Annotated in this window: 23 protein-coding genes; 5 read left to right on the top strand and 18 right to left on the bottom strand. The window is 61.5% G+C overall.

The features are described 5' to 3' along the window. The first annotated feature begins 7 nt into the window (after positions 1 to 7). The 3 genes from AD670_RS10065 to coq7 all read left to right on the top strand — a co-directional run bounded on the left by AD670_RS10065 (position 8) and on the right by coq7 (position 1,946). Positions 8 to 796, top strand: a complete 789-nt coding sequence (locus AD670_RS10065) for an SDR family oxidoreductase (protein ID WP_053131210.1) — start codon at positions 8 to 10, stop codon at positions 794 to 796. 46 nt (positions 797 to 842) lie between these two features. Continuing rightward, positions 843 to 1,181 carry a histidine triad nucleotide-binding protein gene (locus tag AD670_RS10060; RefSeq protein WP_005792015.1) on the top strand — a complete coding sequence of 113 codons (339 nt, stop codon included), beginning with the start codon at positions 843 to 845 and terminating at the stop codon, positions 1,179 to 1,181. A gap of 117 nt (positions 1,182 to 1,298) precedes the next feature. Further along, the gene (gene coq7 / locus AD670_RS10055) at positions 1,299 to 1,946 is read left to right on the top strand and encodes a 2-polyprenyl-3-methyl-6-methoxy-1,4-benzoquinone monooxygenase (RefSeq protein ID WP_053131207.1); all 648 of its coding nucleotides are present in this window, start codon (positions 1,299 to 1,301) and stop codon (positions 1,944 to 1,946) included. A 62-nt stretch (positions 1,947 to 2,008) separates the two neighbouring features. Here the strand turns inward: coq7 and AD670_RS10050 are convergent, their stop codons facing one another. Further along, positions 2,009 to 2,431 carry an OsmC family protein gene (locus tag AD670_RS10050; protein ID WP_005792019.1) on the bottom strand — a complete coding sequence of 141 codons (423 nt, stop codon included), beginning with the start codon at positions 2,429 to 2,431 and terminating at the stop codon, positions 2,009 to 2,011. A gap of 245 nt (positions 2,432 to 2,676) precedes the next feature. Here AD670_RS10050 and crp point away from each other — a divergent pair, with 245 nt between their 5' ends. After that, on the top strand, positions 2,677 to 3,321 hold the full coding sequence (gene crp, locus AD670_RS10045; protein ID WP_053131204.1) for a cAMP-activated global transcriptional regulator CRP: 645 nt from the start codon (positions 2,677 to 2,679) through the stop codon (positions 3,319 to 3,321). Here crp and AD670_RS10040 read toward each other — a convergent pair. From AD670_RS10040 to AD670_RS09975, 14 genes are all read right to left on the bottom strand, one after another. Continuing rightward, entirely contained in the window at positions 3,318 to 4,013 is a 696-nt protein-coding gene (locus AD670_RS10040) for a lipoate--protein ligase family protein (RefSeq protein WP_053131201.1), read from the bottom strand. The genes crp and AD670_RS10040 overlap by 4 nt on opposite strands. A 142-nt stretch (positions 4,014 to 4,155) precedes the next feature. Next, a complete protein-coding gene (gene trpC / locus AD670_RS10035) occupies positions 4,156 to 4,992 on the bottom strand; it encodes an indole-3-glycerol phosphate synthase TrpC (protein ID WP_053131199.1) in 837 nt (278 codons plus the stop codon). Further along, entirely contained in the window at positions 4,989 to 6,038 is a 1,050-nt protein-coding gene (trpD, locus tag AD670_RS10030) for an anthranilate phosphoribosyltransferase (RefSeq protein WP_053131196.1), read from the bottom strand. The genes trpC and trpD overlap by 4 nt, the downstream gene beginning before the upstream one ends. Positions 6,039 to 6,047: 9 nt before the next feature. Then, the gene (locus tag AD670_RS10025) at positions 6,048 to 6,641 is read right to left on the bottom strand and encodes an aminodeoxychorismate/anthranilate synthase component II (protein ID WP_053131193.1); all 594 of its coding nucleotides are present in this window, start codon (positions 6,639 to 6,641) and stop codon (positions 6,048 to 6,050) included. A gap of 10 nt (positions 6,642 to 6,651) precedes the next feature. After that, positions 6,652 to 8,133 carry an anthranilate synthase component I gene (gene trpE / locus AD670_RS10020; RefSeq protein WP_053131190.1) on the bottom strand — a complete coding sequence of 494 codons (1,482 nt, stop codon included), beginning with the start codon at positions 8,131 to 8,133 and terminating at the stop codon, positions 6,652 to 6,654. Positions 8,134 to 8,203: 70 nt separating this feature from the next. Further along, the gene (locus AD670_RS10015) at positions 8,204 to 9,022 is read right to left on the bottom strand and encodes a phosphoglycolate phosphatase (protein ID WP_053131187.1); all 819 of its coding nucleotides are present in this window, start codon (positions 9,020 to 9,022) and stop codon (positions 8,204 to 8,206) included. Further along, entirely contained in the window at positions 9,019 to 9,693 is a 675-nt protein-coding gene (gene rpe, locus AD670_RS10010) for a ribulose-phosphate 3-epimerase (RefSeq protein ID WP_034101050.1), read from the bottom strand. The genes AD670_RS10015 and rpe overlap by 4 nt, the downstream gene beginning before the upstream one ends. Positions 9,694 to 9,777: 84 nt before the next feature. Then, entirely contained in the window at positions 9,778 to 10,926 is a 1,149-nt protein-coding gene (locus AD670_RS10005) for an iron-containing alcohol dehydrogenase (protein WP_053131184.1), read from the bottom strand. A gap of 119 nt (positions 10,927 to 11,045) precedes the next feature. Further along, positions 11,046 to 11,870 carry an ABC transporter permease gene (locus tag AD670_RS10000; protein WP_053131181.1) on the bottom strand — a complete coding sequence of 275 codons (825 nt, stop codon included), beginning with the start codon at positions 11,868 to 11,870 and terminating at the stop codon, positions 11,046 to 11,048. A 12-nt stretch (positions 11,871 to 11,882) separates the two neighbouring features. Next, positions 11,883 to 13,130, bottom strand: coding sequence for an ABC transporter permease (locus AD670_RS09995; protein ID WP_053131178.1), 1,248 nt, complete (start codon positions 13,128 to 13,130; stop codon positions 11,883 to 11,885). Positions 13,131 to 13,198: 68 nt separating this feature from the next. Then, positions 13,199 to 14,239 carry an ABC transporter substrate-binding protein gene (locus AD670_RS09990; RefSeq protein ID WP_053131175.1) on the bottom strand — a complete coding sequence of 347 codons (1,041 nt, stop codon included), beginning with the start codon at positions 14,237 to 14,239 and terminating at the stop codon, positions 13,199 to 13,201. Positions 14,240 to 14,282: 43 nt separating this feature from the next. After that, positions 14,283 to 15,395, bottom strand: coding sequence for an ABC transporter ATP-binding protein (locus tag AD670_RS09985; protein ID WP_053131173.1), 1,113 nt, complete (start codon positions 15,393 to 15,395; stop codon positions 14,283 to 14,285). 225 nt (positions 15,396 to 15,620) lie between these two features. After that, positions 15,621 to 16,250, bottom strand: coding sequence for a response regulator transcription factor (locus AD670_RS09980; RefSeq protein WP_027605903.1), 630 nt, complete (start codon positions 16,248 to 16,250; stop codon positions 15,621 to 15,623). A gap of 18 nt (positions 16,251 to 16,268) precedes the next feature. Continuing rightward, positions 16,269 to 18,263, bottom strand: a complete 1,995-nt coding sequence (locus tag AD670_RS09975) for a histidine kinase (protein ID WP_053131169.1) — start codon at positions 18,261 to 18,263, stop codon at positions 16,269 to 16,271. 77 nt (positions 18,264 to 18,340) lie between these two features. On the opposite strand from AD670_RS09975, the gene AD670_RS09970 reads away from it, so the two are divergent. Next, the gene (locus AD670_RS09970; protein ID WP_053131166.1) at positions 18,341 to 19,315 is read left to right on the top strand and encodes an alpha/beta hydrolase family protein; all 975 of its coding nucleotides are present in this window, start codon (positions 18,341 to 18,343) and stop codon (positions 19,313 to 19,315) included. Positions 19,316 to 19,388: 73 nt separating this feature from the next. Here AD670_RS09970 and AD670_RS09965 read toward each other — a convergent pair whose 3' ends face one another. The 3 genes from AD670_RS09965 to AD670_RS09955 are packed head-to-tail and all read right to left on the bottom strand — an operon-like array spanning position 19,389 to position 21,854. Then, a complete protein-coding gene (locus AD670_RS09965) occupies positions 19,389 to 20,156 on the bottom strand; it encodes a TerB family tellurite resistance protein (RefSeq protein WP_053131164.1) in 768 nt (255 codons plus the stop codon). A gap of 1 nt (position 20,157) precedes the next feature. Continuing rightward, on the bottom strand, positions 20,158 to 20,832 hold the full coding sequence (murU, locus tag AD670_RS09960; RefSeq protein WP_053131162.1) for an N-acetylmuramate alpha-1-phosphate uridylyltransferase MurU: 675 nt from the start codon (positions 20,830 to 20,832) through the stop codon (positions 20,158 to 20,160). Beyond that, a complete protein-coding gene (locus tag AD670_RS09955; RefSeq protein ID WP_053131160.1) occupies positions 20,829 to 21,854 on the bottom strand; it encodes an aminoglycoside phosphotransferase family protein in 1,026 nt (341 codons plus the stop codon). The genes murU and AD670_RS09955 overlap by 4 nt, the downstream gene beginning before the upstream one ends. Positions 21,855 to 21,955 lie beyond the last annotated feature (101 nt).

Here is a 21,955-nt window from a genome sequence, read left to right as displayed (position 1 = left end):
GAAAGGCATGACCCGTTACGCTCTGATCACCGGTGCCTCCAGCGGCATCGGCCTGGCTTTGGCCGAAGCCCTGGCTCGTCGCGGCCGCAGCTTGATTCTGGTGGCCCGCCAGCGTGATCAGTTGGAAAGCATTGCAATCGAATTGACCCAACGCTTCGGCGTCGAGGTGCTGTTTCGGGCATGCGACCTGGGTGAGCCATTGCGCTTGTCCGGGTTCCTGCTGGAGCTGGAAGAAGGCGAGCGGCAGATCGATTTGCTGGTGAACTGCGCAGGCATTGGCACCAGTGGGCCATTCCTGGCTCAGGACTGGATGACCGAGCAAGACCTCATCGAAGTCAACATCCTTGCCCTCACCCGCATGTGCCACGCCCTGGGCAATACCATGGCACTGCAAGGCGGCGGACAGATTCTCAACGTCGCCTCGGTCGCAGCGTTCCAACCCGGACCCTGGATGAGTAGCTACTACGCCAGCAAGGCCTATGTGCTGCATTTCTCCGAAGGCTTGCGCGAAGAACTCAAGACCTGTGGCATCAAGGTCTCGGTGCTTTGCCCAGGCCCTACGCGCACCGCCTTCTTCGGTACAGCGCAGATGGACACCGCCAAACTCGACCGCAGCGAGCAATTGATGAGCCCGGAAGAAGTGGCGCTCTATACCGTGCGCGCACTGGAAAAGAACAAAGCCATCATCATTCCCGGGCGACGTAATCGCTGGCTGGCCTTCAGCCCGCGTTTCAGCCCGCGATGGCTGACCCGCAAGATCGCCGGCGCCATCAACAAGGCCTATTGCCCACGCTGATCGCCTGAGTACACTCACCTTGCACTTTCATAATGGAGAAACAGCTGTGGATACTCTGTTCACCAAGATCATCAACAGAGAAATACCCGCGAAGATTATCTACGAAGATGATCAAGTCCTCGCCTTTCACGATATTGCCCCACAGGCGCCGGTACATTTTCTGGTTATCCCGAAGAAACCTATCCGTACATTGAATGACTTGACCGAAGAGGATAAGGCCCTGGCCGGCCATATTCTGTTCACCGCCCAGCGCTTGGCGGTGGAGCAAGGCTGCGAGAAAGGTTTCCGTGTAGTGATGAACTGCAACGAAGACGGTGGGCAGACGGTTTACCACATCCATATGCATGTACTGGGTCAGCGCCAGATGAACTGGCCGCCGGGCTGAAATAGCCCGCTGCAAGGGGCGCGGTCCAAGGCTGCGACCCCATGCCCTTGACTCAGGGCAAACGCGTTCCTCTCTCTTGCGGTAAACTGGCCGCCGAGATTCTTCCCGGAGGTCAGCATGACTACCCAACGTCACTACTCGCCGATAGACCGTCTGTTGCTGCAAGCCGACATGGCCATGCGCACGTTGCTGCCCTTCAGCGGCCAACCCTACCGTCCGTCGCCCGCCATCCTGCAGCCTGATGCGCAGATGAGCGAGACCGACACCCGTCATGTGGCTGGCCTGATGCGCATCAACCATACCGGCGAAGTCTGTGCCCAGGCGCTGTACCAAGGCCAGGCCCTGACCGCCAAGCTGCCGCAGGTACGTGCAGCCATGGAGCACGCCGCCGAAGAAGAAATCGATCACCTGGCTTGGTGTGAGCAACGTATTCGTCAGTTGGGCAGCCACCCCAGCGTGCTCAACCCACTGTTTTACGGCTTGTCGTTTGGCATCGGCGCTGCTGCCGGCCTGATCAGCGACAAGGTCAGCCTCGGCTTTGTCGCCGCGACTGAACATCAAGTGTGCAAGCATCTGGATGAACACCTGGAACAACTGCCAGCCGACGACGAAAAGTCCCGGGCAATTCTTGAGCAGATGCGCATCGATGAAGCGCACCACGCAGAAAGTGCATTGGATGCAGGCGGTTTCCGCTTCCCGGCGCCAGTGAGATTCGGCATGAGCCTGCTGGCCAAGGTCATGACCAAAAGTACCTACCGCATCTGACCCAACCCGCACCTGCAAAAAAGGGCGCTCTCGAAGCGCCCTTTTCTTTTGCCTATTGGCGATCAACCCAACTCGATGATCTCGTAATCATGAGTGATGGCCACACCGGCTGCGCCGAGCATGATCGACGCCGAGCAGTACTTCTCCGCCGACAACTCGATGGCACGCTTGACCTGGGCTTCTTTCAACGCCCGGCCCTTCACCACAAAATGCATGTGGATCTTGGTGAACACCTTGGGATCTTCAGTGGCGCGCTCGGCTTCCAGGAAGGCTTCGCAGCTTTCTACGGCCTGGCGGGATTTTTTCAGGATGCTGACCACGTCGAAATTGCTGCAACCGCCCACACCAAGCAGAAGCATTTCCATCGGGCGTACGCCCAGGTTACGGCCACCGGCTTCCGGCGGGCCATCCATGACCACCACATGGCCGCTGCCCGACTCACCGAGGAACATGGCTTCGCCCGCCCATTGGATGCGTGCCTTCATCGCCCAGACTCCACTGCTAAAAAAGGGTCGCCAGCTTAGCACAGGGCCCGGACGCGGCAGGGTTTCCCATCAAAGCGATCAATAACGGGGGGGTGCTCGGTAAATTCGCTAATCGAGTCAGAATGTGTCTGTTAAGCTGGCGCCAAATGAGTGGCGTATTGCCACCCTCATACAACGTGTATCAATGCCGATACCGCTGACTACAACAATCCCAACCACCTCGTGCCGACTTTCGGGATACAACCATGGTTGCTCTGACGCCCATACCCAAGATCAAAAATCTCGACAAGTTGCTGATGCACTGCCAACGCCGGCGCTACCCGGCCAAGCACAACATCATCTGTGCTGGCGAACGCTCCGAAACACTGTTCTTCATTATCAAAGGCTCGGTCACCATCCTGATCGAGGATGAAGACGGTCGCGAAATGATCATCGCCTACCTTAATACCGGAGATTTCTTCGGGGAGTTAGGGCTGTTTGAACAAGCCGGCAAGGAACAGGAGCGTAGCGCCTGGGTACGGGCCAAGATCGAGTGCGAAGTGGCCGAAATCAGCTACACGAAGTTTCGCGAGTTGGCCCAACAGGATCCCGACATCCTCTATGCCCTCAGCGGTCAGATCGCCCAGCGCCTGCGAGACACCACGCGCAAGGTCGGCGACCTGGCGTTCTTCGACGTCACCGGGCGCGTGGCGCGCTGCCTGCTGGAGTTGTGCAAGCAACCCGACGCCATGACTCACCCTGATGGCATGCAGATCAAAGTCACGCGCCAAGAGATCGGGCGTATCGTCGGCTGTTCACGGGAGATGGTCGGCCGCGTGCTCAAAGACCTGGAAGAGCGCAACCTGGTGCACGTCAAAGGCAAGACGATGGTGGTGTTCGGTACCCGTTAACCCGGCAGGAAGCTGGCCAGCATTTGACGGTACAGGGTGTCCAGCCGGCTGATTGCATCCGGTGCGGGGAATGCTTCGTGCAGGGCGATATGGCTGTCGGCACGCACCCGCTGCTCCAGGCCGCAGGCTTCGTTGAAGCGATTGACCGCCGCGATCAGTTCTTCGCGATCGTTATCCAGCAACAACGCACCGTGCACCAACCCCACCGGGCGGCCACCACTCTGTCGCCAGCGCTGGGCAGTGCCGACCATTTTGCGACCGTTGAGGTTAACGTTGTAACGACCGTCGCAGAACGCTCCGTCGATTTCGCCGACGGAGGCATCCCCGCCCAGCTCGATGAGCAAATCGCAGATCGGTTGGCATAGACGCTGATAACCGGTTTCGATACGTCCCTGATCGCCTTCACTGCGCGGGGGAGCGTAAACCAAGGCGATATTGACGGTGGCGCTGGACTGCGGCACCGGTTCGCCGCCAGTTTCGCGCAAGAGCACCGGCCAACCGGCATCCGCCGAGACCCGGCTCGCCGCTTCAAACGCGGGCAAGCGACTCAGACGACGCGGCATCACCAGCGCCTGATCGCTGGGCTGCCAGAACAGCAGCCCACACTGCGACTCACCCGCGCATACGGCGGCCAGCAGGTCTTGCTCGGCGGCAAGGCCTGCTTCAACACGCATCGACACTGGCTGGATCAATGGGCACCTACCTATCTGAATAAACACAAACCCAAATGTGGGAGGGGGCTCGCCCCGATACCGGTGTGTCAGTCAAGGATGCTCCAACTGAACCGCCGCCATCGGGGGCAAGCCCCCTCACACATTTCGATCGCATTTCAAATCAATCGAGAGTCGAACCACTGACCGCCACGCCACGCTCCGGGAAGAACAGACGCTGCAGCTCCGCCCCTGGGTTTTCCGCACGCATGAAGGTCTCGCCCACCAGGAACGAGTACACCCCACTGATTTCCATCAGCTCCACATCGGCACGGTTGACGATGCCACTCTCGGTGATCACCAGGCGGTCACGCGGAATACGCGGCAGCAGGTCGAGGGTGTTTTCCAAGCTGACTTCAAAGGTGTGCAGATTGCGGTTGTTGACCCCCACCAGCGGTGTGTCGAGGGTTTTCAGCGCGCGCTCCAGCTCATCGCCGTCGTGCACTTCCACCAGCACATCCAGACCGACGCTCTTGGCCACGGCCGCCAGCTCGGCCATCTTCACGTCATCCAATGCGGAGACGATCAACAATACACAGTCGGCGCCCAAGGCACGGGCTTCGACGATCTGGTACGGGTCAACCATGAAATCCTTGCGGATCACCGGCAACTTGCACGCGGCGCGGGCCTGCTGCAGGAACAGGTCGGAGCCTTGGAAGTAGTCGATATCGGTCAGCACCGACAGGCACGTCGCCCCGCCCTTCTCGTAGCTGGCGGCGATGTCGGCCGGGACAAAGTTTTCGCGGATTACACCTTTGCTCGGCGAGGCCTTCTTGACCTCGGCGATGACGGCGGGCTGCTTGAGCTTGGCCTGGGCGATCAAGGCATTGGCAAAGCCGCGTGGGGCATCGGCGATTTTCGCCTGTGCTTCCAACTCGGACAGGCTCACACGGGCGCGGCGCTCGGCCACTTCTTCGGCCTTGCGGGCGAGGATTTTTTCCAGAACGGTCGGAACACTCATCCTTCATTCTCCATCTTGAATACAGCGGTGAATGCTCCCAGCTCTTCGAGCTTTTCACGAGCCAGACCGGTGTGCAGCGCATCGTGGGCCAATTCGACACCTTCCTTAAGACTATAGGCATGGTCGGCAGCGTAAAGTGCCGCGCCAGCATTCAGAACAATCATTTCCGCGGCTTTTTGACCGTTCTCAGTCTTGCGACGCCCCAGGGCATCGCGAATCAGTTCCAGGGACGCCGCCGGGCTTTCCACCGCCAGACCGTGCAGGCTCTGGCTCTTCATGCCCAGGTCTTCCGGCTCGACCCAGTATTCGGTGATCTGGTCATTCTTCAGCTCCGCCACAAACGTTGGCGCAGCCAGGCTGAACTCGTCCAGGCCGTCTTTGGAATGCACCACCAGCACGTGCTTGCTGCCCATGCGCTGCAGCACTTCAGCCAATGGCCGGCACAGCGCTTGGCTGAACACGCCCACCACCTGGTGCTTCACACCGGCCGGATTCGTAAGCGGGCCGAGCATATTGAACAGCGTGCGCAGGCCCAGGTCTTTACGCGGACCCGCAGCGTGCTTCATCGCACCATGGTGGGATTGGGCAAACATAAAACCGATGCCGACGTTATCGATGCAGCGCGCCACTTGAACCGGAGTGAGGTTCAGGTAGATGCCGGCCGCTTCCAGCAGGTCGGCACTGCCGCTCTTGCCGGACACCGCGCGGTTACCGTGCTTGGCCACGGTGCAGCCTGCCGCCGCGACCACAAAGGAAGAGGCCGTCGAGACGTTGAAGATATTCGCACCATCACCGCCGGTGCCGACCACGTCGACCACGCCGTCGAGGGTCTTGAGCTCGACCTTGTCCGCCAGCTCACGCATCACCGTTACGGCGCCGACGATCTCGTCGATGCTTTCGCTCTTCATGCGCATCGCCATCATGAACGCGCCGATCTGCGCGTCGGTGCATTGACCGGTCATGATCTCGCGCATCACATCGCTCATTTCAGCGGTGCTCAGGTCCAGATGGCCGACGATACGGCTCAGGGCAGTCTTGATATCCATGGAAAGTCCTTAGCGCGTGCCGCCGCTCTGCTTGAGAAAGTTGGCGAACAGCTCGTAGCCCTGCTCGGTCAGGATCGATTCGGGGTGAAACTGCACCCCTTCGACGTTCAGTGTCTTGTGGCGCAGGCCCATGATCTCGTCGACGGAGCCGTCTTCAAGCTGGGTCCAGGCGGTCAGTTCCAGGCATTCCGGCAGGGTTTCGCGCTTGACCACCAGCGAGTGGTAGCGGGTCACGGTCACCGGGTTATTGAGTGCCTGGAATACGCCCAGGTCCTTATGGAATACCGGGCTGGTCTTGCCATGCATCACCTGGCGCGCACGCACCACGTCACCACCAAAGGCCTGGCCGATGGACTGGTGGCCCAGGCAGACGCCCAGGATCGGCAGCTTGCCGGCGAAATACTTGATCGCTTCGAGGGAAATACCCGCCTCGGTCGGCGTGCAGGGCCCCGGCGAAACCACGATGCGCTCCGGGTTCAGGGCGGCGATTTCGGCCACGGTCAGTTCGTCATTGCGAACCACCTTGACCTCGGCCCCCAGCTCCCCCAGGTACTGCACAACGTTGTAGGTAAAGGAATCGTAGTTATCAATCATCAGCAACATGGGGGAAACCTCAAGAGTTGGGGGTCTGTTCAGCCAGCGCTACGGCGCGGAACATCGCGCGGCGCTTGTTCAGGGTTTCTTCCCATTCGAGGGCCGGCACCGAGTCGGCGACAATCCCGCCACCGGCCTGCACATGCAGCTCCCCGTCCTTGATCACCGCCGTGCGAATCGCAATGGCGGTGTCCATGTTGCCGTTCCAGGCGAAATACCCCACGGCGCCGCCATAGACACCCCGCTTGACCGGTTCCAGTTCGTCGATGATTTCCATCGCACGGATCTTCGGCGCGCCCGACAACGTGCCCGCCGGCAGAATCGCCCGCAATGCATCCATCGCGGTCAGCCCGGCCTTCAGCTCGCCGGTAACGTTGGACACGATGTGCATCACGTTGGAATAACGCTCAATGACCATCTTCTCGGTCAACTTCACCGAGCCGATTTCCGAGACACGCCCGGTGTCATTGCGGCCCAGGTCGATCAGCATCAGGTGTTCGGCGATTTCCTTGTCGTCGCTGAGCAGGTCTTCCTCGAGCGCCACGTCCGCTTCTTCGGTCGCGCCACGCGGGCGTGTGCCGGCAATCGGACGCACGGTGATCAGGTTGTCCTCGACACGCACCAGCACTTCCGGCGAGCTGCCCACTACGTGGAAGTCGCCAAAATTGAAGAAGTACATGTACGGCGTCGGGTTGAAGCAGCGCAGCGCCCGGTATAGGTCAATGGGCGCAGCCTTGAAGTCGATGGACATGCGTTGCGACGGCACCACCTGCATGCAGTCGCCGGCGAGGATGTATTCCTTGATGGTGTCGACCGCGCGCTCGTAGTCATCCTGGGTAAAGCTGGAGCGGAACACTGGGTCGGCTGCCGGCGGACGGCTGAGGTCCAGGCCGCGACGCGGGGTGATCGGCTGGCGCAGTTTTTCCAACAGTGCTTCGAGGCTGGCCTGGCCTTGCTCGAAGGCGTCGGCCTGGGACGGGTCGGCGAGCACGATCGCGTGCATCTTGCCAGCGAGGTTGTCGAACACCACCACCGCGTCGGAGACCATCAGCAGAATGTCCGGCACGCCCAACGGGTCCGGGTTCGGGCATTTGCCCAGGCGTTTCTCCACGTAGCGCACGCAGTCGTAGCCGAAGTACCCCACCAGGCCGCCGTTGAAGCGCGGCAGGCCAGGGATGGTCGGCACGTTGTAGCGCGCCTTGAAGGCTTCGACGAAGGCCAGCGGGTCTTCGACGTCATGGCTTTCGATCTCGACGCCATCATGGGTGATGCTCACATGATGGTCATGCACCCGCAGCACCGTGCGGCATGGCAGGCCGATGATCGAGTAACGGCCCCACTTCTCGCCGCCCTGTACCGACTCCAGCAGGTAGGAGTTGGGCTGGTCGGCCAGTTTCAGGTAGATCGACAGCGGCGTGTCGAAGTCGGCCAGGGTTTCGCAGGCCAGGGGGATACGGTTATAGCCGGCAGCGGCCAAACGCAGGAATTCTTCGCGGATCATGGGGTGCCTCGTGGCGTGAGGGTCTAACAGTCAGGTATGCAAACGTGCCGCATGGCGCGGCCAGGATCAGTCAGGCGCGCCAACGCCAGCGGGCCAGGGCCTTGATGACTTTCATCCAGAGTTTGCGAGTGACCACCACGATGGAATTTCCAGAAGGGTACGGATCGATGTCGGGCAACGTTATCTCAGCGCCAGCTCCCAAGCAACCGGGGATTAGCAGTCTCAGGTCATCAATCACCAGCGACGGCGACTCTTCGGCGATGGGACGGCCATGGTTGTAGCCGTAACTCAGGGCCACGCACTGCACGCCGGCCGCTTTCGCCGCCAGCACGTCACTGCGCGAATCGCCGACAAACAACGACTGGGACGCCGGAATATTGGCCATTTTCATCACGAAAAACAGTGCCGCCGGGTCGGGCTTCTTCTGCGGCAAGGTATCGCCACCGATGATCCAGCGAAAATAACGGCCGATTTTCATCTGGTCCAACAGCGGCGCGACGAAGCGCTCCGGCTTGTTGGTAATCAGGGCCATTTCCACGCCCTGCTTGCTCAGCCATTTGAGGGTGTCGCGTACGCCGGGGTAGACCACGGTCAGTTCGTGGCTGCGCTCATAGGCAACATTGAACAGTTCCAGGGCGTGCTCGGCCTCGACATCATCGACACCTTCGGCATCGATGTGATTGGCCAGGGCCCGGCGCACCAGCATCTGCACGCCATTGCCAACCCATTGGCGTACTGACTCGACCCCCGCCGGCTTGCGCCCCAGCTTGAGCAGCATCTCATCCACCGCCGCCGCCAGGTCCGGTACCGAGTCGATCAAGGTACCGTCCAGATCGAACATCACCAGCCGTGGCAGTTTGCCGGGGAACAGCTGCTCAAAGCCGCTCATGGACGCGCCAGCGCCAGTTCGGCGCGCATCTTGGCGATGACCTCTTGATAGTCAGGAGCGTTGAAGATCGCCGAGCCGGCCACGAAGGTGTCGGCGCCAGCAGCAGCGATTTCACGGATATTGTTGACGTTGACCCCACCGTCGATTTCCAGGCGGATGTCACGGCCCGACGCATCGATCAGCGCACGGGCTTCACGCAGCTTGTCGAGGGTGCCGGGGATGAACTTCTGCCCGCCAAAGCCTGGGTTGACGCTCATCAGCAACACCATGTCGACCTTGTCCATCACGTACTTGAGCACGTCCAGCGGGGTGGCCGGGTTGAACACCAGGCCGGCCTTGCAGCCGCCTTCGCGGATTAATTGCAAGGTGCGGTCGACGTGCAGCGAGGCTTCCGGGTGGAAGGTGATGTAGGTAGCACCCGCTTCAACGAAGTCACCGATGATGCGATCCACCGGACTGACCATCAGGTGCGCATCGATCGGCGCAGTGATGCCGTACTTGCGCAGCGCCGCGCAGACCATCGGGCCGATGGTCAGGTTGGGCACGTAGTGGTTGTCCATGACATCGAAGTGCACGAAATCGGCACCTGCGGCCAACACCTTGTCCACTTCCTCACCCAGGCGGGCGAAATCGGCGGAGAGAATCGATGGAGCGATAACGAAGGGCTGCATGACGCACCTTTTTTGAGCTAAATCACGATGGCGCGCATTGTATACCTCATGCTTTGCCCTGCGCACCGTGACCTAACTCAACGGCTAGTAAGCCGCCCGATAGATTTTCTCGATATCGGCCGCACTGAGCTTGCGCGGGTTGTTGCGCATCAAGCGCTCGATACCCGCCGCTTCCGTGGCCATGGCCGGGATGGCGTCCTCGGGAACCCCGAAACTGCGCAGACCGGAAGGAATCTCCACCGCAGCACACAAGCGCGTCATCGCCTCGACGGCCTGGTCAGCCGCATCGTTGACACTCAAGCCGATGACATTCACACCCATGGCCTGGGCAATGTCCTGCATGCGCTCGACACAGGCCAGTTTGTTCCAGTGCATCACGTACGGCAGCAACAGCGCATTGCTCACGCCATGGGCGATATTGAACCGCCCGCCCAACGGGTAGGCCAACGCATGCACCGCGCCCACCCCCGCATTGCCAAAGGCCATGCCGGCCATCAGGCTGGCGGTGGCCATATCATCGCGGGCCTGCAGGTTGGCCGGGTTGGCGTAGGCCTTGGGCAGCGCCTTGGCGATCAGCTTGATCGCACCGATGGCCAGGGCATCGGTAATCGGCGAGGCATTCAGGGAAAGGTAGGACTCAATGGCATGCACCAGCGCATCCACGCCGCTGGCGGCGGTAACACTGCGCGGGCAGGTCAGGGTCATTTGCGGGCTGATCAGCGCGACGTCCGGCAGCAGGTAGTCGCTGACGATGCCTTTCTTCAACTGCGCGACCTTGTCAGAGAGGATCGCCACATTGGTCACTTCCGAGCCGGTGCCGGCCGTGGTCGGGATGGCGATCAGCGGCGGGCCCTTGCGCGGCACCTGGTCGACGCCAAACAAATCGGCCAGGGCGCCGTGGTAACCGGCATAGGCGGCAACGCTCTTGGCTATGTCGATGGCACTGCCGCCGCCCACGCCGATCAGGCCGTCGTGCCCGCCATCGCGGTACGCCTGCATGCAATCTTCAACAATGGAGATTTCCGGGTCGGGCAGCACGCGGTCGAAAATCTCGTAAGGGCGTTCACCCAGGTGCTCGAGCGCCAGCGCCACGGTGCCGGACTTGACCAGCGCCGCGTCGGTGACAATCAAGGGGTTATCCACATCCAGGCGCGTCAGCTCGGCGGCCAGTTGTTCAATGGCGCCAGCGCCAGTCAGCAGTTTGTGGGCGATCTTGAATGAGGAAGTACTCATGTGCGCGGCCTCTTATCGGTGATGGGCTGGCACAAGAGTAGCTGACTGGATCGGGTTGTCTTCCATTCAGACGCTGAATGGTCACAGCCCCCCCCTGTGGGAGGGGGCTGTGCGGGGCTTTAGACTTGGGCAGTACGTAGTTTTTCGCTACGGCCGCGCAGCCACTCCAGGGTCAACAACAGCACGACCGAGAAGGCAATCAGCAAGGTCGCCGCCGCCGCAATCGTCGGGCTGAGGTTTTCGCGGATGCCGCTGAACATCTGGCGCGGCAGGGTCGCTTGTTCGGGGCCGGCGAGGAACAGCGTCACTACCACCTCATCGAACGAAGTCGCGAAGGCAAACAGCGCACCGGAGATCACCCCCGGCGCAATCAGCGGCAGGGTCACTCGACGAAACGCCGTCAATGGCGAGGCGCCCAGGCTGGCGGCGGCCCGTACCAGGTTATGGTTGAAACCCTGCAAGGTCGCCGACACGGTGATGATCACAAACGGCACGCCGAGCACGGCATGCACCACGATCAGCGAGAAGAAACTGTTGCCCAGGCCCAGTGGCGCAAAAAACAGGTAGCTGGCCACACCGATAATCACCACCGGCACCACCATCGGCGAAATCACCAGGGCCATCACCAACGCCTTGCCGGGGAAATTTCCACGGGTCAGGCCGATCGCCGCCAGGGTGCCGAACACCATGGCCAGCACCGTGGCCGCCGGGGCGACAATGATGCTGTTCTTCAGCGCACGCATCCATTCCGCCGAGGCGAAGAAATCCTGGTACCAGTGCAGCGAGAAGCCTTGCAGCGGATACACCAGGAAACTGCCGCTGTTGAACGACAGCGGGATGATGACCAGCACAGGCAATATCAGGAACAACAGGATCAAGCCGCAGAAGATCCGCAAGCTGTAGAACCACACCCGTTCCACTGGTGACATATAAGGGCTCAGCATCGCAAGGTCTCCTCAGCTCAGGCGCAGGCGACTGGCGCCCACCAGCCGGTTGTAGATCAGGTACAGCACCACGGTCGCCAGCAGCAGCAAGCCGCCCAACGCCGTCGCCATGCCCCAGTTGATGCTGGTGTTGGTGTAGAAAGCCACGAAGTAGCTGACCATCTGGTCGTTCGGGCTGCCCAGCAGCGCCGGGGTGATGTAGTAACCAATGGCCAGGATGAACACCAACAGGCAGCCGGCGCCGACACCGGCATACGTCTGTGGGAAGTACACGCGCCAGAAGCTGGCGAACGGGTGACAGCCCAGGGAGATCGCCGCACGCATGTAGGTGGGCGAGATGCCTTTCATCACGCTGTAGATCGGCAAAATCATGAACGGCAGCAGGATATGCACCATGGAGATGTAGACCCCAGTGCGGTTGAACACCAGCTCCAGGGGTTTGTCGATCAGGCCCATGCCCATCAGCGCACTGTTGATCAGCCCGCCGGATTGCAGCAGCACGATCCACGCCGCCACCCGCACCAGGATCGAGGTCCAGAACGGCAGCAACACCAGAATCATCAGCAGGTTGCTTTTGCGCGCCGGCAGGTTGGCCAGCAAGTACGCCAGCGGATACGCCAGCAACAGGCAGATGGCGGTGATCACCAGGCCCATCCAGAAGGTGCGGGCGAAGATGTCCAGATAGATCGCCTGATCCGGGGTGGCCGGGGCCACTTCGCCAAGGTCGTCGATGCGGTGATCGACGGCCGCCAGCAGGTAGAACGGGGTCAGGCTGCTGGTATTACGCCGGATCGCCTGCCAGTAAGCCGGGTCGCCCCAGCGTTCGTCGAGGTTTTCCAACGCTTCTTTATAAGAGGCAGGCGCTTCGGTAAACGGCAGCGCCCGCGCGGTTTTGGTCAGCAGGCTGCGATAGCCGGCCAGTTCCATGTTCAAGCGTTTGGACAGATCGCCCAGGGTCTGGTTTTTACGCGCCTCGCCCAGGTCCTCACTCAGGGCCTGATACACCGGCTCACCCGGCAGACCACGACCGTCCCAGGCCGTCACCGCCACCACGGTACGCGGCAGACCGCCCACCACTTCCGGGTTGCCGACGCTTTTAAACAGCAGCGCAACAATCGGCACCAGGAACACCAGCAGCAAAAACAGCACCAGCGGCGCAATCAAGGCCTGGGCCTTCCAGCGATTGAGCCGCTCGGCACGCGCCAGGCGCTGCTTGAGGGTGGGGCTGTTGACCTCGTTCGAGGGAACGGCGATAGCCATGGCTGACTCCGAATCATTAAAAATGAATGCACACCCCTGTGGGAGGGGGCTTGCCCCCTCCCACATGGTTACTTGGCAGCCCAGGAGTTGAAGCGCTGCTCCAGCTGCTCGCCGTTATCTGCCCAGAAGCTCACGTCGATCTGCACTTGGTTGGCGATGTTCTCTGGCGTAGTCGGCATATCCTTGAGGATGTCCTTGGCCAGCAACGGTACGGCTTGGGTGTTGGCCGGGCCGTAGGCGATGTTTTCCGAGTAGGTCTTCTGCTGCTGCGGCTGCACCGAGAAGGCGATGAATTTCTTCGCTGCTTCAGCACGGTCCTTGGCCAGGCCTTTAGGGATGGCCCAAGCGTCGAAGTCGTAGATGCCGCCGTTCCACACCACTTTCAGATTGCTTTCTTTTTGCACCGCGGCGATGCGGCCGTTGTAGGCCGAGCTCATCACCACGTCACCCGAGGCAAGGTATTGCGGCGGTTGTGCGCCAGCTTCCCACCATTGGATCGACGGCTTGAGTTCGTCGAGTTTCTTGAACGCACGGTCCTGGCCATCTTTGCCGGCCAGCACTTTGTACACGTCCTTCGGCGCCACGCCGTCGGCCATCAAGGCGAATTCCAGGGTGTACTTGGCGCCCTTGCGCAGGCCGCGCTTGCCCGGGAATTTCTTGGTGTCCCAGAAATCCGCCCAGCTGGTTGGCGCGGAAGCCAGTTTGTCCGCGTTGTAGGCCAGAACGGTCGACCATACGAAGAAGCCCACGCCGCACGGCTGGATCGCGCCCTTCACGTAGTCGGCGCTGTTACCGAACAGTTTCGGGTCCAGCGGCTCGAACATGTCTTCGTCACAGCCACGGGACAATTCCGGCGACTCCACTTCCACCAGGTCCCAGGACACGCTCTTGGTGTCGACCATGGCTTTCACCTTGGCCATCTCACCGTTGTACTCACCGGCGACAATCTTGCCGTTGCCCGCGCTTTCCCACGGTGCATAGAAAGCCTTGACCTGTGCAGCCTTGTTCGCGCCGCCAAAGGACACGACGGTCAGGTCCGGGCCGGCCATGGCCTGTGTAGCGCCCATCAAGCTCAGGGCCAGGACGGAATACTTCAGGGATCTCAACATTGTTGTTCTCTCCACGTGCAGGGTTGGTGAAGCCATGGGGCGATCAATTCGCCTCTAGAAGTGGGTCGAGTGCGCGAACGTGCTCGACTTGCCAGCCAATCGGTACCACGTCGCCGACCGCCAACGCTGGGTCCAGCTCGGCGATCGGTTGTTTCACAAAAAAATCGGCCTTGCCGCAGACTTCCAGGCGCACACGCACGTGGTCGCCCAGGTAGATAAATTCCGCCACCCGCCCGGAGAAGCGGTTGACGCAACTTTCGCTGGAACCATTGAGGCTGACGCGTTCCGGGCGCACCGACAGGGTCACCGGGCCGCCGATCTGGCCGACGTTCACCGCCAGTGCCTCGACCTTCTCGCCGCGCGCCAGCTCTACCACGCAGCGCTCGCCGGTATGGCTGTGCAGGCGGCCATTGAGGCGATTGTTTTCACCGATGAAGTTGGCGACGAAGGTGTTTTTCGGCTCTTCATACAAAGTGCGCGGCGCGGCGATCTGCTGGATCTCGCCCTGGTGAAACACCGCCACGCGGTCGGACATTGTCAAGGCTTCGCCCTGGTCGTGGGTCACGTACACCACGGTCACGCCGAGGCGTTGGTGCAGGTGCTTGATCTCCATCTGCATGTGTTCGCGCAATTGCTTGTCGAGGGCGCCGAGGGGTTCGTCCATCAGTACCAGTTGCGGTTCGAACACCAACGCCCGGGCCAAGGCCACGCGCTGCTGCTGGCCGCCGGACAGTTGCGCCGGGTAGCGCTGGGCGAAGGCGTCGAGCTGGACCATGCTCAGCACGCGCTTGACCCGCTCGCTGATATCGGTCTTGCTCAAGCCGCGTACCGACAGCGGGAACGCGAGGTTCTCGGCGACGGTCATGTGCGGGAACAGCGCGTAGTTCTGGAACACCATGCCGATGTCACGCTTGTGCGGCGGCACGTTGTTGATCGAGCGCCCGGCCAGCTGGATTTCACCGGCGGTCGGCGTTTCGAAGCCGGCCAGCATCATCAGGCTGGTGGTCTTGCCGGAACCGGAAGGCCCGAGCAAGGTGAGGAACTCGCCCTTGCGAATCTCCAGGTTGAGGTCTTTGACGATCAGGTTCTCGCCGTCGTAGCTCTTCTGCACGCCACGAAAGCTGACCAGCACATCATTTGAATCCGCCTCGCTCATACCCGCACCTTTGTGTTTTGGACTGCTGTGGCACAAGCGTAGTCCAGCCGCGAGCCCCCGAAAATCGGGGGCCAAGAGAGAATCGCATCAGCCGGATGGAAGGTTTGGGGTAGGGATCGCCCTACACGGATGGCGGGAATGGGACAGGGCAGCTGCAAGAGGCGAGCTGCAAGCGGCAAGAATGGGTTCGGCGGTGTTTTGGGGTTGTCGTTATTGGGTATGTGGTTAGAGGAGCTTGTGCTCCATGGCGTACTTCACCAGCTCGGCCAGGGAGGTGATATTCAGCTTTTGCATCAGCCGCGCCTTGTGGGTACTGATGGTCTTGCTGCTCAGCGCCAGTTGCTGGGCGATGTCATTGACGTTGGCGCCCTGGGCCAGGCGTTCGAACACGGAGAATTCACGCTCGGACAGCAGCGAATGCAAAGGTCTCGAGTCCGTCAGGCCGACCTCGAAGACCATGCGGTCCGCCAGGTCCGGGTCGATGTAGCGCCCGCCGGCCGCGACCTTGCGAATCGCCATCAGCAGCAGCGCGGGGTCGCTGTCCTTGGTGGCGTAACCCGCAGCCCCCACCTTCAGGGCGCGCGCGGCCATTTGCGCCTCATCGTGCATCGACAGCACCAGGATCGCCGGCGGATTGCTCAGCGCCCGAATGCGTGCGATCGCTTCCAGGCCATTCACGCCGGGCATCGAGATATCCAGCAACACCACCTCGCAAGGCACGTGGCGCAGGGTCTCCAACAGTTGTTCGCCATTACTCGCCTCCCCCACCACCAGCAGGTCTTTGGCCAGGCCGATCAATTGCTTGATGCCTTCACGAACAATGGTGTGGTCTTCGGCTACCAGTACACGGATCACAAGGGCTTCCTCTTATCGTTATGCATCCAACGGCACCGTCACACTCAGGGTGGTGCCCTCGCCCAATTGACTGTCCAGGCTCAGTTGCCCGCCCATGATCAGCACGCGCTCGCGCATCCCCACCAAGCCAAACGACACCGGGCGCCCCTGGGCCTGGACGAAACCGACGCCATCGTCGCTGATGGTCAGTCGCAGGCCGGCGCCTTCCACCGCCAGGGTCAGCTCGACAGTATGCGCCTGGGCATGGCGCATCACATTGGTCAGTGCCTCCTGCAGGATACGGAACAGGCCGATGGCCTTGGCATCGCTCAAGGCCGGCAGGTTATCCGGTACTTGCACCAGGCAGGGGATTTGCGTGCGCGCTTCAAAGCGCCGGGCTTGCCATTCAATCGCCGAGGCAATACCGGCATCGAGAATCGGCGGACGCAGCGCCGTCGCCACGTCCCGCACCAACTGGAACAACTGAGCGATCAGGCGCTTCATGCTGTTCAAGCGCTCGTGCAGGCCTGGATCCAGTTGCGCATAGGACAGCTCGCACATCGAGGTTTCCAGCTTGAGCACCGTGAGCATTTGCCCGAGTTCGTCGTGCACTTCCCGGGCGATGCGCGCCTTTTCTTCTTCGCGCACGGTTTCCAGGTGGGCGGACAACTCGCGCAGTTGCGCTTCACTTTGCATCAACGCGGCCAGGGTGCGGCGCAGTTCGGTGACGTCGTTCAGATAGACCACCAGGTATTCGGCCTCGGCAAAGCGCAGAAAGCTCAAGGACACGTTGGCCGGCAGAATGCTGCCATCGGCGCGCAAACAATCGGTGGCGAAGTTCTGCGGCCCCTCTTCGCTGGCCCGTGCACGCTTCCACAGGTTGAGCCAGCGGTCCATATCCAGGGTCGGGTCGAGGTCGACCAGCGGCCGTTCGATCAAGGCCCCGGGCGCGTAACCGAGCATGCTTTCGGCCGCACGATTGGCGTAGCGCACATGGCTGTCCCAGTTGACCCACAAGATGCCGACAGTGCTTTGGTCGATGGAAAACTGCGTCAACCTCAACGCCTCGGCACCGGCGGCGCGGGCCGCGCTTTCTTCGCGGGCCGCCAGCAGGTCGTGCTCCAGCACGCGTTGCTGGCGGCGCTGCCAGAACACCACGGCCAGGCTGGCGAGCAGCAACAGGCCGAGCAAGAGACTGAGGTTCTGCCACAGGCCTTTGGATTCGGATAAACGCGGGTATTTGGGTTGCAGCCAGCGACTGTGCAGTTGATCCAGGTCGCGGGCCGGGATGGCGCGCAGGGCGCTTTCCATGATGCCGGCCAATTCCGGCCAATCCCGGCGCGTGGCGACCCGCAGCAATTGCGGCAAGCCGATATCCCCCACCACCGCCAACCCGGCGAACTCTGCCTCACCGGAGAGCCGGCTTAATTGCGCTTCATCCACCACGGCATAACGCGCCTGCTGGCTGACCAGCAATTGCAAGGCCTGGCGCTCCATGGGCACGCCTTGCAGGTTAAGGCCGGGATAGGTGCTGCGCAGGTAATCGGCCACCGCACTGGGCATGCGCACGGCAACACGGGATTGCTCGTCGAGCTTCTCCAACTCTACGGCGGCGGCGCCCTCGCGGATGCCAACAATATGTTGGGGCACGCGCATATATGGGTCGGTGAACAGCCACAGGCGCAAACCGGCCGGGGTTTGTTGCAGGCCGGGGGCAATGTCCACCTCGTCGTCGCGGACAGCCGCTTCCAGTTGCTCCTGATTAGGAAAGTTGCGCCAGGTCAGCTCGATGTTCAGCGCCTTGGCCAACCACTGCATCAACTCGACATTCGCCCCGGACAAGCGCTGCAAACGTCGGTCGTATTGCGCGTAAGGCACCTGCAACACCACGCCCACCCGCAGTTCCGCATGCTGGGCCAGCCATTCGCGCTGCTGCGCATTCAACTGCGCCTGCGGGGCGACAGGTGGGGGAGAGGCGTTTGCCATCAAGGCAACGCACAAACAGCCGATAACCAGCAGACAGCGAAAACCCATGATCCACGTCTCACATCACTGACAAATACTGACCAACCCATTAGGCTGCTGGAATCTCTTCTGGCCGGAAATCAACGATGCCCTATCGAAACCGTTCGGCACTGCCAGCATTGTGCCTGTCGCTGCTGTTTACCAGTGCCTTTTCTGTGCAGGCCGCAGACGCACCGGCGCCGGCTGCCGAAAAACCCGTCGAACGCCAGCCCTTGCCCGAGCGTAGCCTGGAAGAAGCCAGCGCCCTGGAACGCAAAATTCCGCAACAGGAACAGCAACAGTTGCAGGCCGGCAGTGAGTCATTCCTTGCCTTGTGGAAACCGGCCAACAGCGCCGAGCCCGAAGGTGTGGTGATTATCGTACCGGGCGCCGGTGAAAATGCTGACTGGCCGCAAGCAATTGGCCCGTTGCGACGTAAATTTCCAGATGCCAATTGGGGCAGCCTCAGCCTGTCGTTACCGGACGTGAGCATGGACACCCTGCCACCGCGTGTCATGGAAGCGCCCAAGGCCACGGTCGACACCAGCAGTAAGGACGCGAGCACGGCTGACAAACCGATCGAGCAAGCCGCCAGCGCCGAGGCAGAGGGCACCGACCCGGCGGTGGTGCCGGGCGCCGACGAGCAGGACAAGACTGACGCCTCGCGCATCTTCAGTCGCATCGATGCTGCCGTGGCCTTTGCCCAGACCCAGAGCGCACGTACGGTGGTGCTGGTCGGCCATGGCACCGGCGCCTGGTGGGCAGCGCGCTACCTGAGCGAGAAACAACCGTCCCAGGTGCAGAAGCTCGTGATGGTCGCGGCGCAGACACCTACCGGGCGTCATCCAGACGTGCAGCAACTGGCACCAGGCCTGAAACTGCCGACCGCCGACGTCTTCTACCAAGACAACGCCCAAGCCCGCAAAAACGCCCAGGCACGCGCCCAGGCGGCAAAGCGCTTGAAGAATGAGGGTTATAAACAGGTGTCCTTGAAGACCTTGCCCGGCAACAGCGCCGCCGAGCAGGAACAGTTGTATCGCCGGATTCGCGGCTGGTTGAGCCCGCAGGCGAATGCCGACTGAGGATCAGCACAAAACCAATGTGGGAGGGGGTAAGCCCCCTCCCACATTGGATTGGGCAGTCACTTCAAAATCGTCAACGAAAATCCCGGCGCTCGCGAATCAACGCATAGGCATTGTGCAATTCGCGGGTGCGCTCGGTGGCCTCACGCACTTGCGCGGGGCTGGCGCCACTGCCAGCCACCTTGTCCGGGTGGTGACGGCTCAGCAGGCGGCGATAGGCACGCTTGATGGCCGAGGGCTCGGTGGCGGCCGTCACGCCGAGTAAGCGCAACGCGTCCTGATAGGTAGTGCCGCGACTGACCAGCGGCTTGCGCTCAGGTGCGTAGTCGGCCGCCAACGCCTGCAGCTGTTGCGGTGTCCAGCCCAACCACTTACCCCACAGGTCGATCAGATCGCGCTCGGCAGCGTCTGCTTTGCCGTCCGCCCAGACCATGCGCCAGCACGCCCGCAATACCCCTTCCGCCGCATGGGGTTGGGCCTTGAGCACACGCAGGTAGCGGCGCACCCGATCAGAACCGGATTTGCCGCGATTGAACGCCGCAATCGCACGGCGCTGTGCCGAGTCGGTCATGTCCAGCGAGCGCATCTCTTGCCGCGCCTGCTGGATATGACCGTCCACCACACGCCCGTTGCTTTTAGCCAGGCGCCCGAGCAACACAAACAATAACTCGTCATTGCGTAACGCCGGGCGCCCGCCCAAGCGCTCGCGCAACTGCGCCCAACTGTGCAGTTGCATGCGGCGATCCAGCGCCTGCCCCAACAGCGCACCCAACAAGGCCCCCGGAATACTGGCAATGGCAAAGCCAGCCCCGGCGCCGATCAGCGTCCCTGGCCACAACATGCTACTGCCCCGCTGTCAGCAGGGTTTCGACTTGCGCCAGGCGCTCCAGCGTGCCGACATCAATCCAGCGTCCCGCCATGTGTTCCCCCGTTACCAAACCTTTCGCCATGGCCCCACGCAGCAGCGGCGCCAGCTTGAAGGCACCGGCACTGCAACCCGCGAACAACTGGGGGTCGAGCACTGAAATGCCACTGAAGGTCAGGTTATCGGCACCGGGCGCCGCATCATGAAGCAGACCCTGATCAAGGTAGAAATCACCGCCCGACGGGTGATGCGCCGGGTTATCGACCATCACCAGATGGGCCAGGCCCTGGAGCGGTTGCTTGAGTCGGGTGAAGTCGTAGTCGGTCCAGATATCGCCGTTGACCACCAGGAATGGCTCATCCCCCAGCAACGGCAACGCCTGGAAAATCCCGCCACCGGTTTCCAGCGGTTCGCCCTCCGGGGAGTAGCGGATGCGCAAGCCGAACTGCGCGCCATCGCCCAGGTAGCTCTCGATCTGCTGGCCGAGCCAGGCGTGGTTGATGACGATATCGGTGAAACCAGCCTTGGCCAGCGCCTCCAGGTGGTACTCGATCAGGCGCTTGCCGCCGGCCTGCACCAACGGCTTGGGCGTGTGCAAGGTGAGCGGACGCATCCGCTCGCCTTTGCCGGCGGCCAGGATCATGGCCTTCATACGCTGGCCCCGACGGGTTGACGCAGGCTGGTGAGTAACTCAGCCAGTTCGCTCAATTCCGGGCGATCTGCGAGCACCGCGTCTATATAAGCAAAGAAGCGCGGTACGTCGGCCAGGTAGCGTGGCTTGCCGTCACGATGGCAGATGCGCGCAAAGATACCGATGACCTTGAGATGGCGCTGCACGCCCATCATGTCGCTGGCACGTAGGAACTCGTCGAAATCCGCTTGTACCGGAATGCCGGCCTGGCCCGCACGCTCCCAGTAACCGCGCTGCCATTCGCGCACGCGGGCCGGGGGCCAACTGAGGAAGGCGTCCTTGAACAGGCAGGTAATGTCGTAGGTGACCGGGCCGTAAACGGCGTCCTGGAAATCCAGCACGCCGGGGTTCGGCTCGCTGATCATCAGGTTGCGTGGCATATAGTCGCGGTGAACCAGCACTTTCGGTTGCGCCAGGGCGCTGTCGATCAAGTGGTCGCTGACACGCTGCCAAAGTGCCTGCTGGTGAGTATCCAACTCGATACCCAAGTGCCGGCGCACGTACCACTCGGGAAACAATTCGAGTTCGCGGCGCAGCAAGGCGACGTCATAGCTGGGCAGTGGCGCGTCCATCGGCAACTGCTGATAAGCCAGCAAGGCGTCGATGGCATCGGCAAACAATTGATCGGCGTTTTCGTCGTCAATCACGTCGAGATAGGTTTTTCTGCCCAGGTCATTGAGCAAAAGAAAGCCTCGCGGCAGATCTTCTGCATAAATTTTAGGAACATTTATTCCTGACTTCGCCAATAAATGGGCGATATCCACGAAGGGTTTGCAGTTTTCCTGGGGGGGTGGCGCGTCCATTACCACGAAAGTCCGACCGCCGCCTTCCCAGCGGAAATAACGCCTGAAACTCGCGTCGCTGCTGGCCGCGGTCAATGTGGCCGGGGGTACGGCACCCCAGTCTTGAGCGTTGAAAAGGATCGGCAACTGCTCATCCAGCCAGACTTCCAGCTGTTGTAAACGTAGATCTTGCTCGGGCATTACAAGGGTCTCCGACGGCGCTAGCCGTCAAGCGGGTCATGCTTTATTATCACGCATCTTTTTCAGACCATCGAGAGGCGTGCGGCCCACACCGCGGGCAG

The organism is Pseudomonas sp. MIACH (assembly GCF_001269925.1).
Taxonomy (GTDB): domain Bacteria; phylum Pseudomonadota; class Gammaproteobacteria; order Pseudomonadales; family Pseudomonadaceae; genus Aquipseudomonas.
The sequence above is the reverse complement of the archived record's forward strand: the minus strand, read 5'-3'. Positions and strand labels throughout refer to the sequence as shown.

What these genes read in the sequence shown, in the direction of transcription:
- AD670_RS09995 (WP_053131178.1), bottom strand. Translation starts at nt 13,130, where the DNA reads ATGGCTATCGCCGTTCCCTCGAACGAGGTCAACAGCCCCACCCTCAAG.
- AD670_RS10065 (WP_053131210.1), top strand. Translation starts at nt 8, where the DNA reads ATGACCCGTTACGCTCTGATCACCGGTGCCTCCAGCGGCATCGGCCTG.
- trpE (WP_053131190.1), bottom strand. Translation starts at nt 8,133, where the DNA reads ATGATCCGCGAAGAATTCCTGCGTTTGGCCGCTGCCGGCTATAACCGT.
- trpD (WP_053131196.1), bottom strand. Translation starts at nt 6,038, where the DNA reads ATGGATATCAAGACTGCCCTGAGCCGTATCGTCGGCCATCTGGACCTG.
- AD670_RS09975 (WP_053131169.1), bottom strand. Translation starts at nt 18,263, where the DNA reads ATGGGTTTTCGCTGTCTGCTGGTTATCGGCTGTTTGTGCGTTGCCTTG.
- AD670_RS10050 (WP_005792019.1), bottom strand. Translation starts at nt 2,431, where the DNA reads ATGAAGGCACGCATCCAATGGGCGGGCGAAGCCATGTTCCTCGGTGAG.
- crp (WP_053131204.1), top strand. Translation starts at nt 2,677, where the DNA reads ATGGTTGCTCTGACGCCCATACCCAAGATCAAAAATCTCGACAAGTTG.
- AD670_RS09985 (WP_053131173.1), bottom strand. Translation starts at nt 15,395, where the DNA reads ATGAGCGAGGCGGATTCAAATGATGTGCTGGTCAGCTTTCGTGGCGTG.
- AD670_RS09990 (WP_053131175.1), bottom strand. Translation starts at nt 14,239, where the DNA reads ATGTTGAGATCCCTGAAGTATTCCGTCCTGGCCCTGAGCTTGATGGGC.
- AD670_RS10000 (WP_053131181.1), bottom strand. Translation starts at nt 11,870, where the DNA reads ATGCTGAGCCCTTATATGTCACCAGTGGAACGGGTGTGGTTCTACAGC.
- coq7 (WP_053131207.1), top strand. Translation starts at nt 1,299, where the DNA reads ATGACTACCCAACGTCACTACTCGCCGATAGACCGTCTGTTGCTGCAA.
- trpC (WP_053131199.1), bottom strand. Translation starts at nt 4,992, where the DNA reads ATGAGTGTTCCGACCGTTCTGGAAAAAATCCTCGCCCGCAAGGCCGAA.
- AD670_RS10015 (WP_053131187.1), bottom strand. Translation starts at nt 9,022, where the DNA reads ATGAGCGGCTTTGAGCAGCTGTTCCCCGGCAAACTGCCACGGCTGGTG.
- rpe (WP_034101050.1), bottom strand. Translation starts at nt 9,693, where the DNA reads ATGCAGCCCTTCGTTATCGCTCCATCGATTCTCTCCGCCGATTTCGCC.
- AD670_RS10025 (WP_053131193.1), bottom strand. Translation starts at nt 6,641, where the DNA reads ATGTTGCTGATGATTGATAACTACGATTCCTTTACCTACAACGTTGTG.
- murU (WP_053131162.1), bottom strand. Translation starts at nt 20,832, where the DNA reads ATGAAGGCCATGATCCTGGCCGCCGGCAAAGGCGAGCGGATGCGTCCG.
- AD670_RS10005 (WP_053131184.1), bottom strand. Translation starts at nt 10,926, where the DNA reads ATGAGTACTTCCTCATTCAAGATCGCCCACAAACTGCTGACTGGCGCT.
- AD670_RS09965 (WP_053131164.1), bottom strand. Translation starts at nt 20,156, where the DNA reads ATGTTGTGGCCAGGGACGCTGATCGGCGCCGGGGCTGGCTTTGCCATT.
- AD670_RS09970 (WP_053131166.1), top strand. Translation starts at nt 18,341, where the DNA reads ATGCCCTATCGAAACCGTTCGGCACTGCCAGCATTGTGCCTGTCGCTG.
- AD670_RS09955 (WP_053131160.1), bottom strand. Translation starts at nt 21,854, where the DNA reads ATGCCCGAGCAAGATCTACGTTTACAACAGCTGGAAGTCTGGCTGGAT.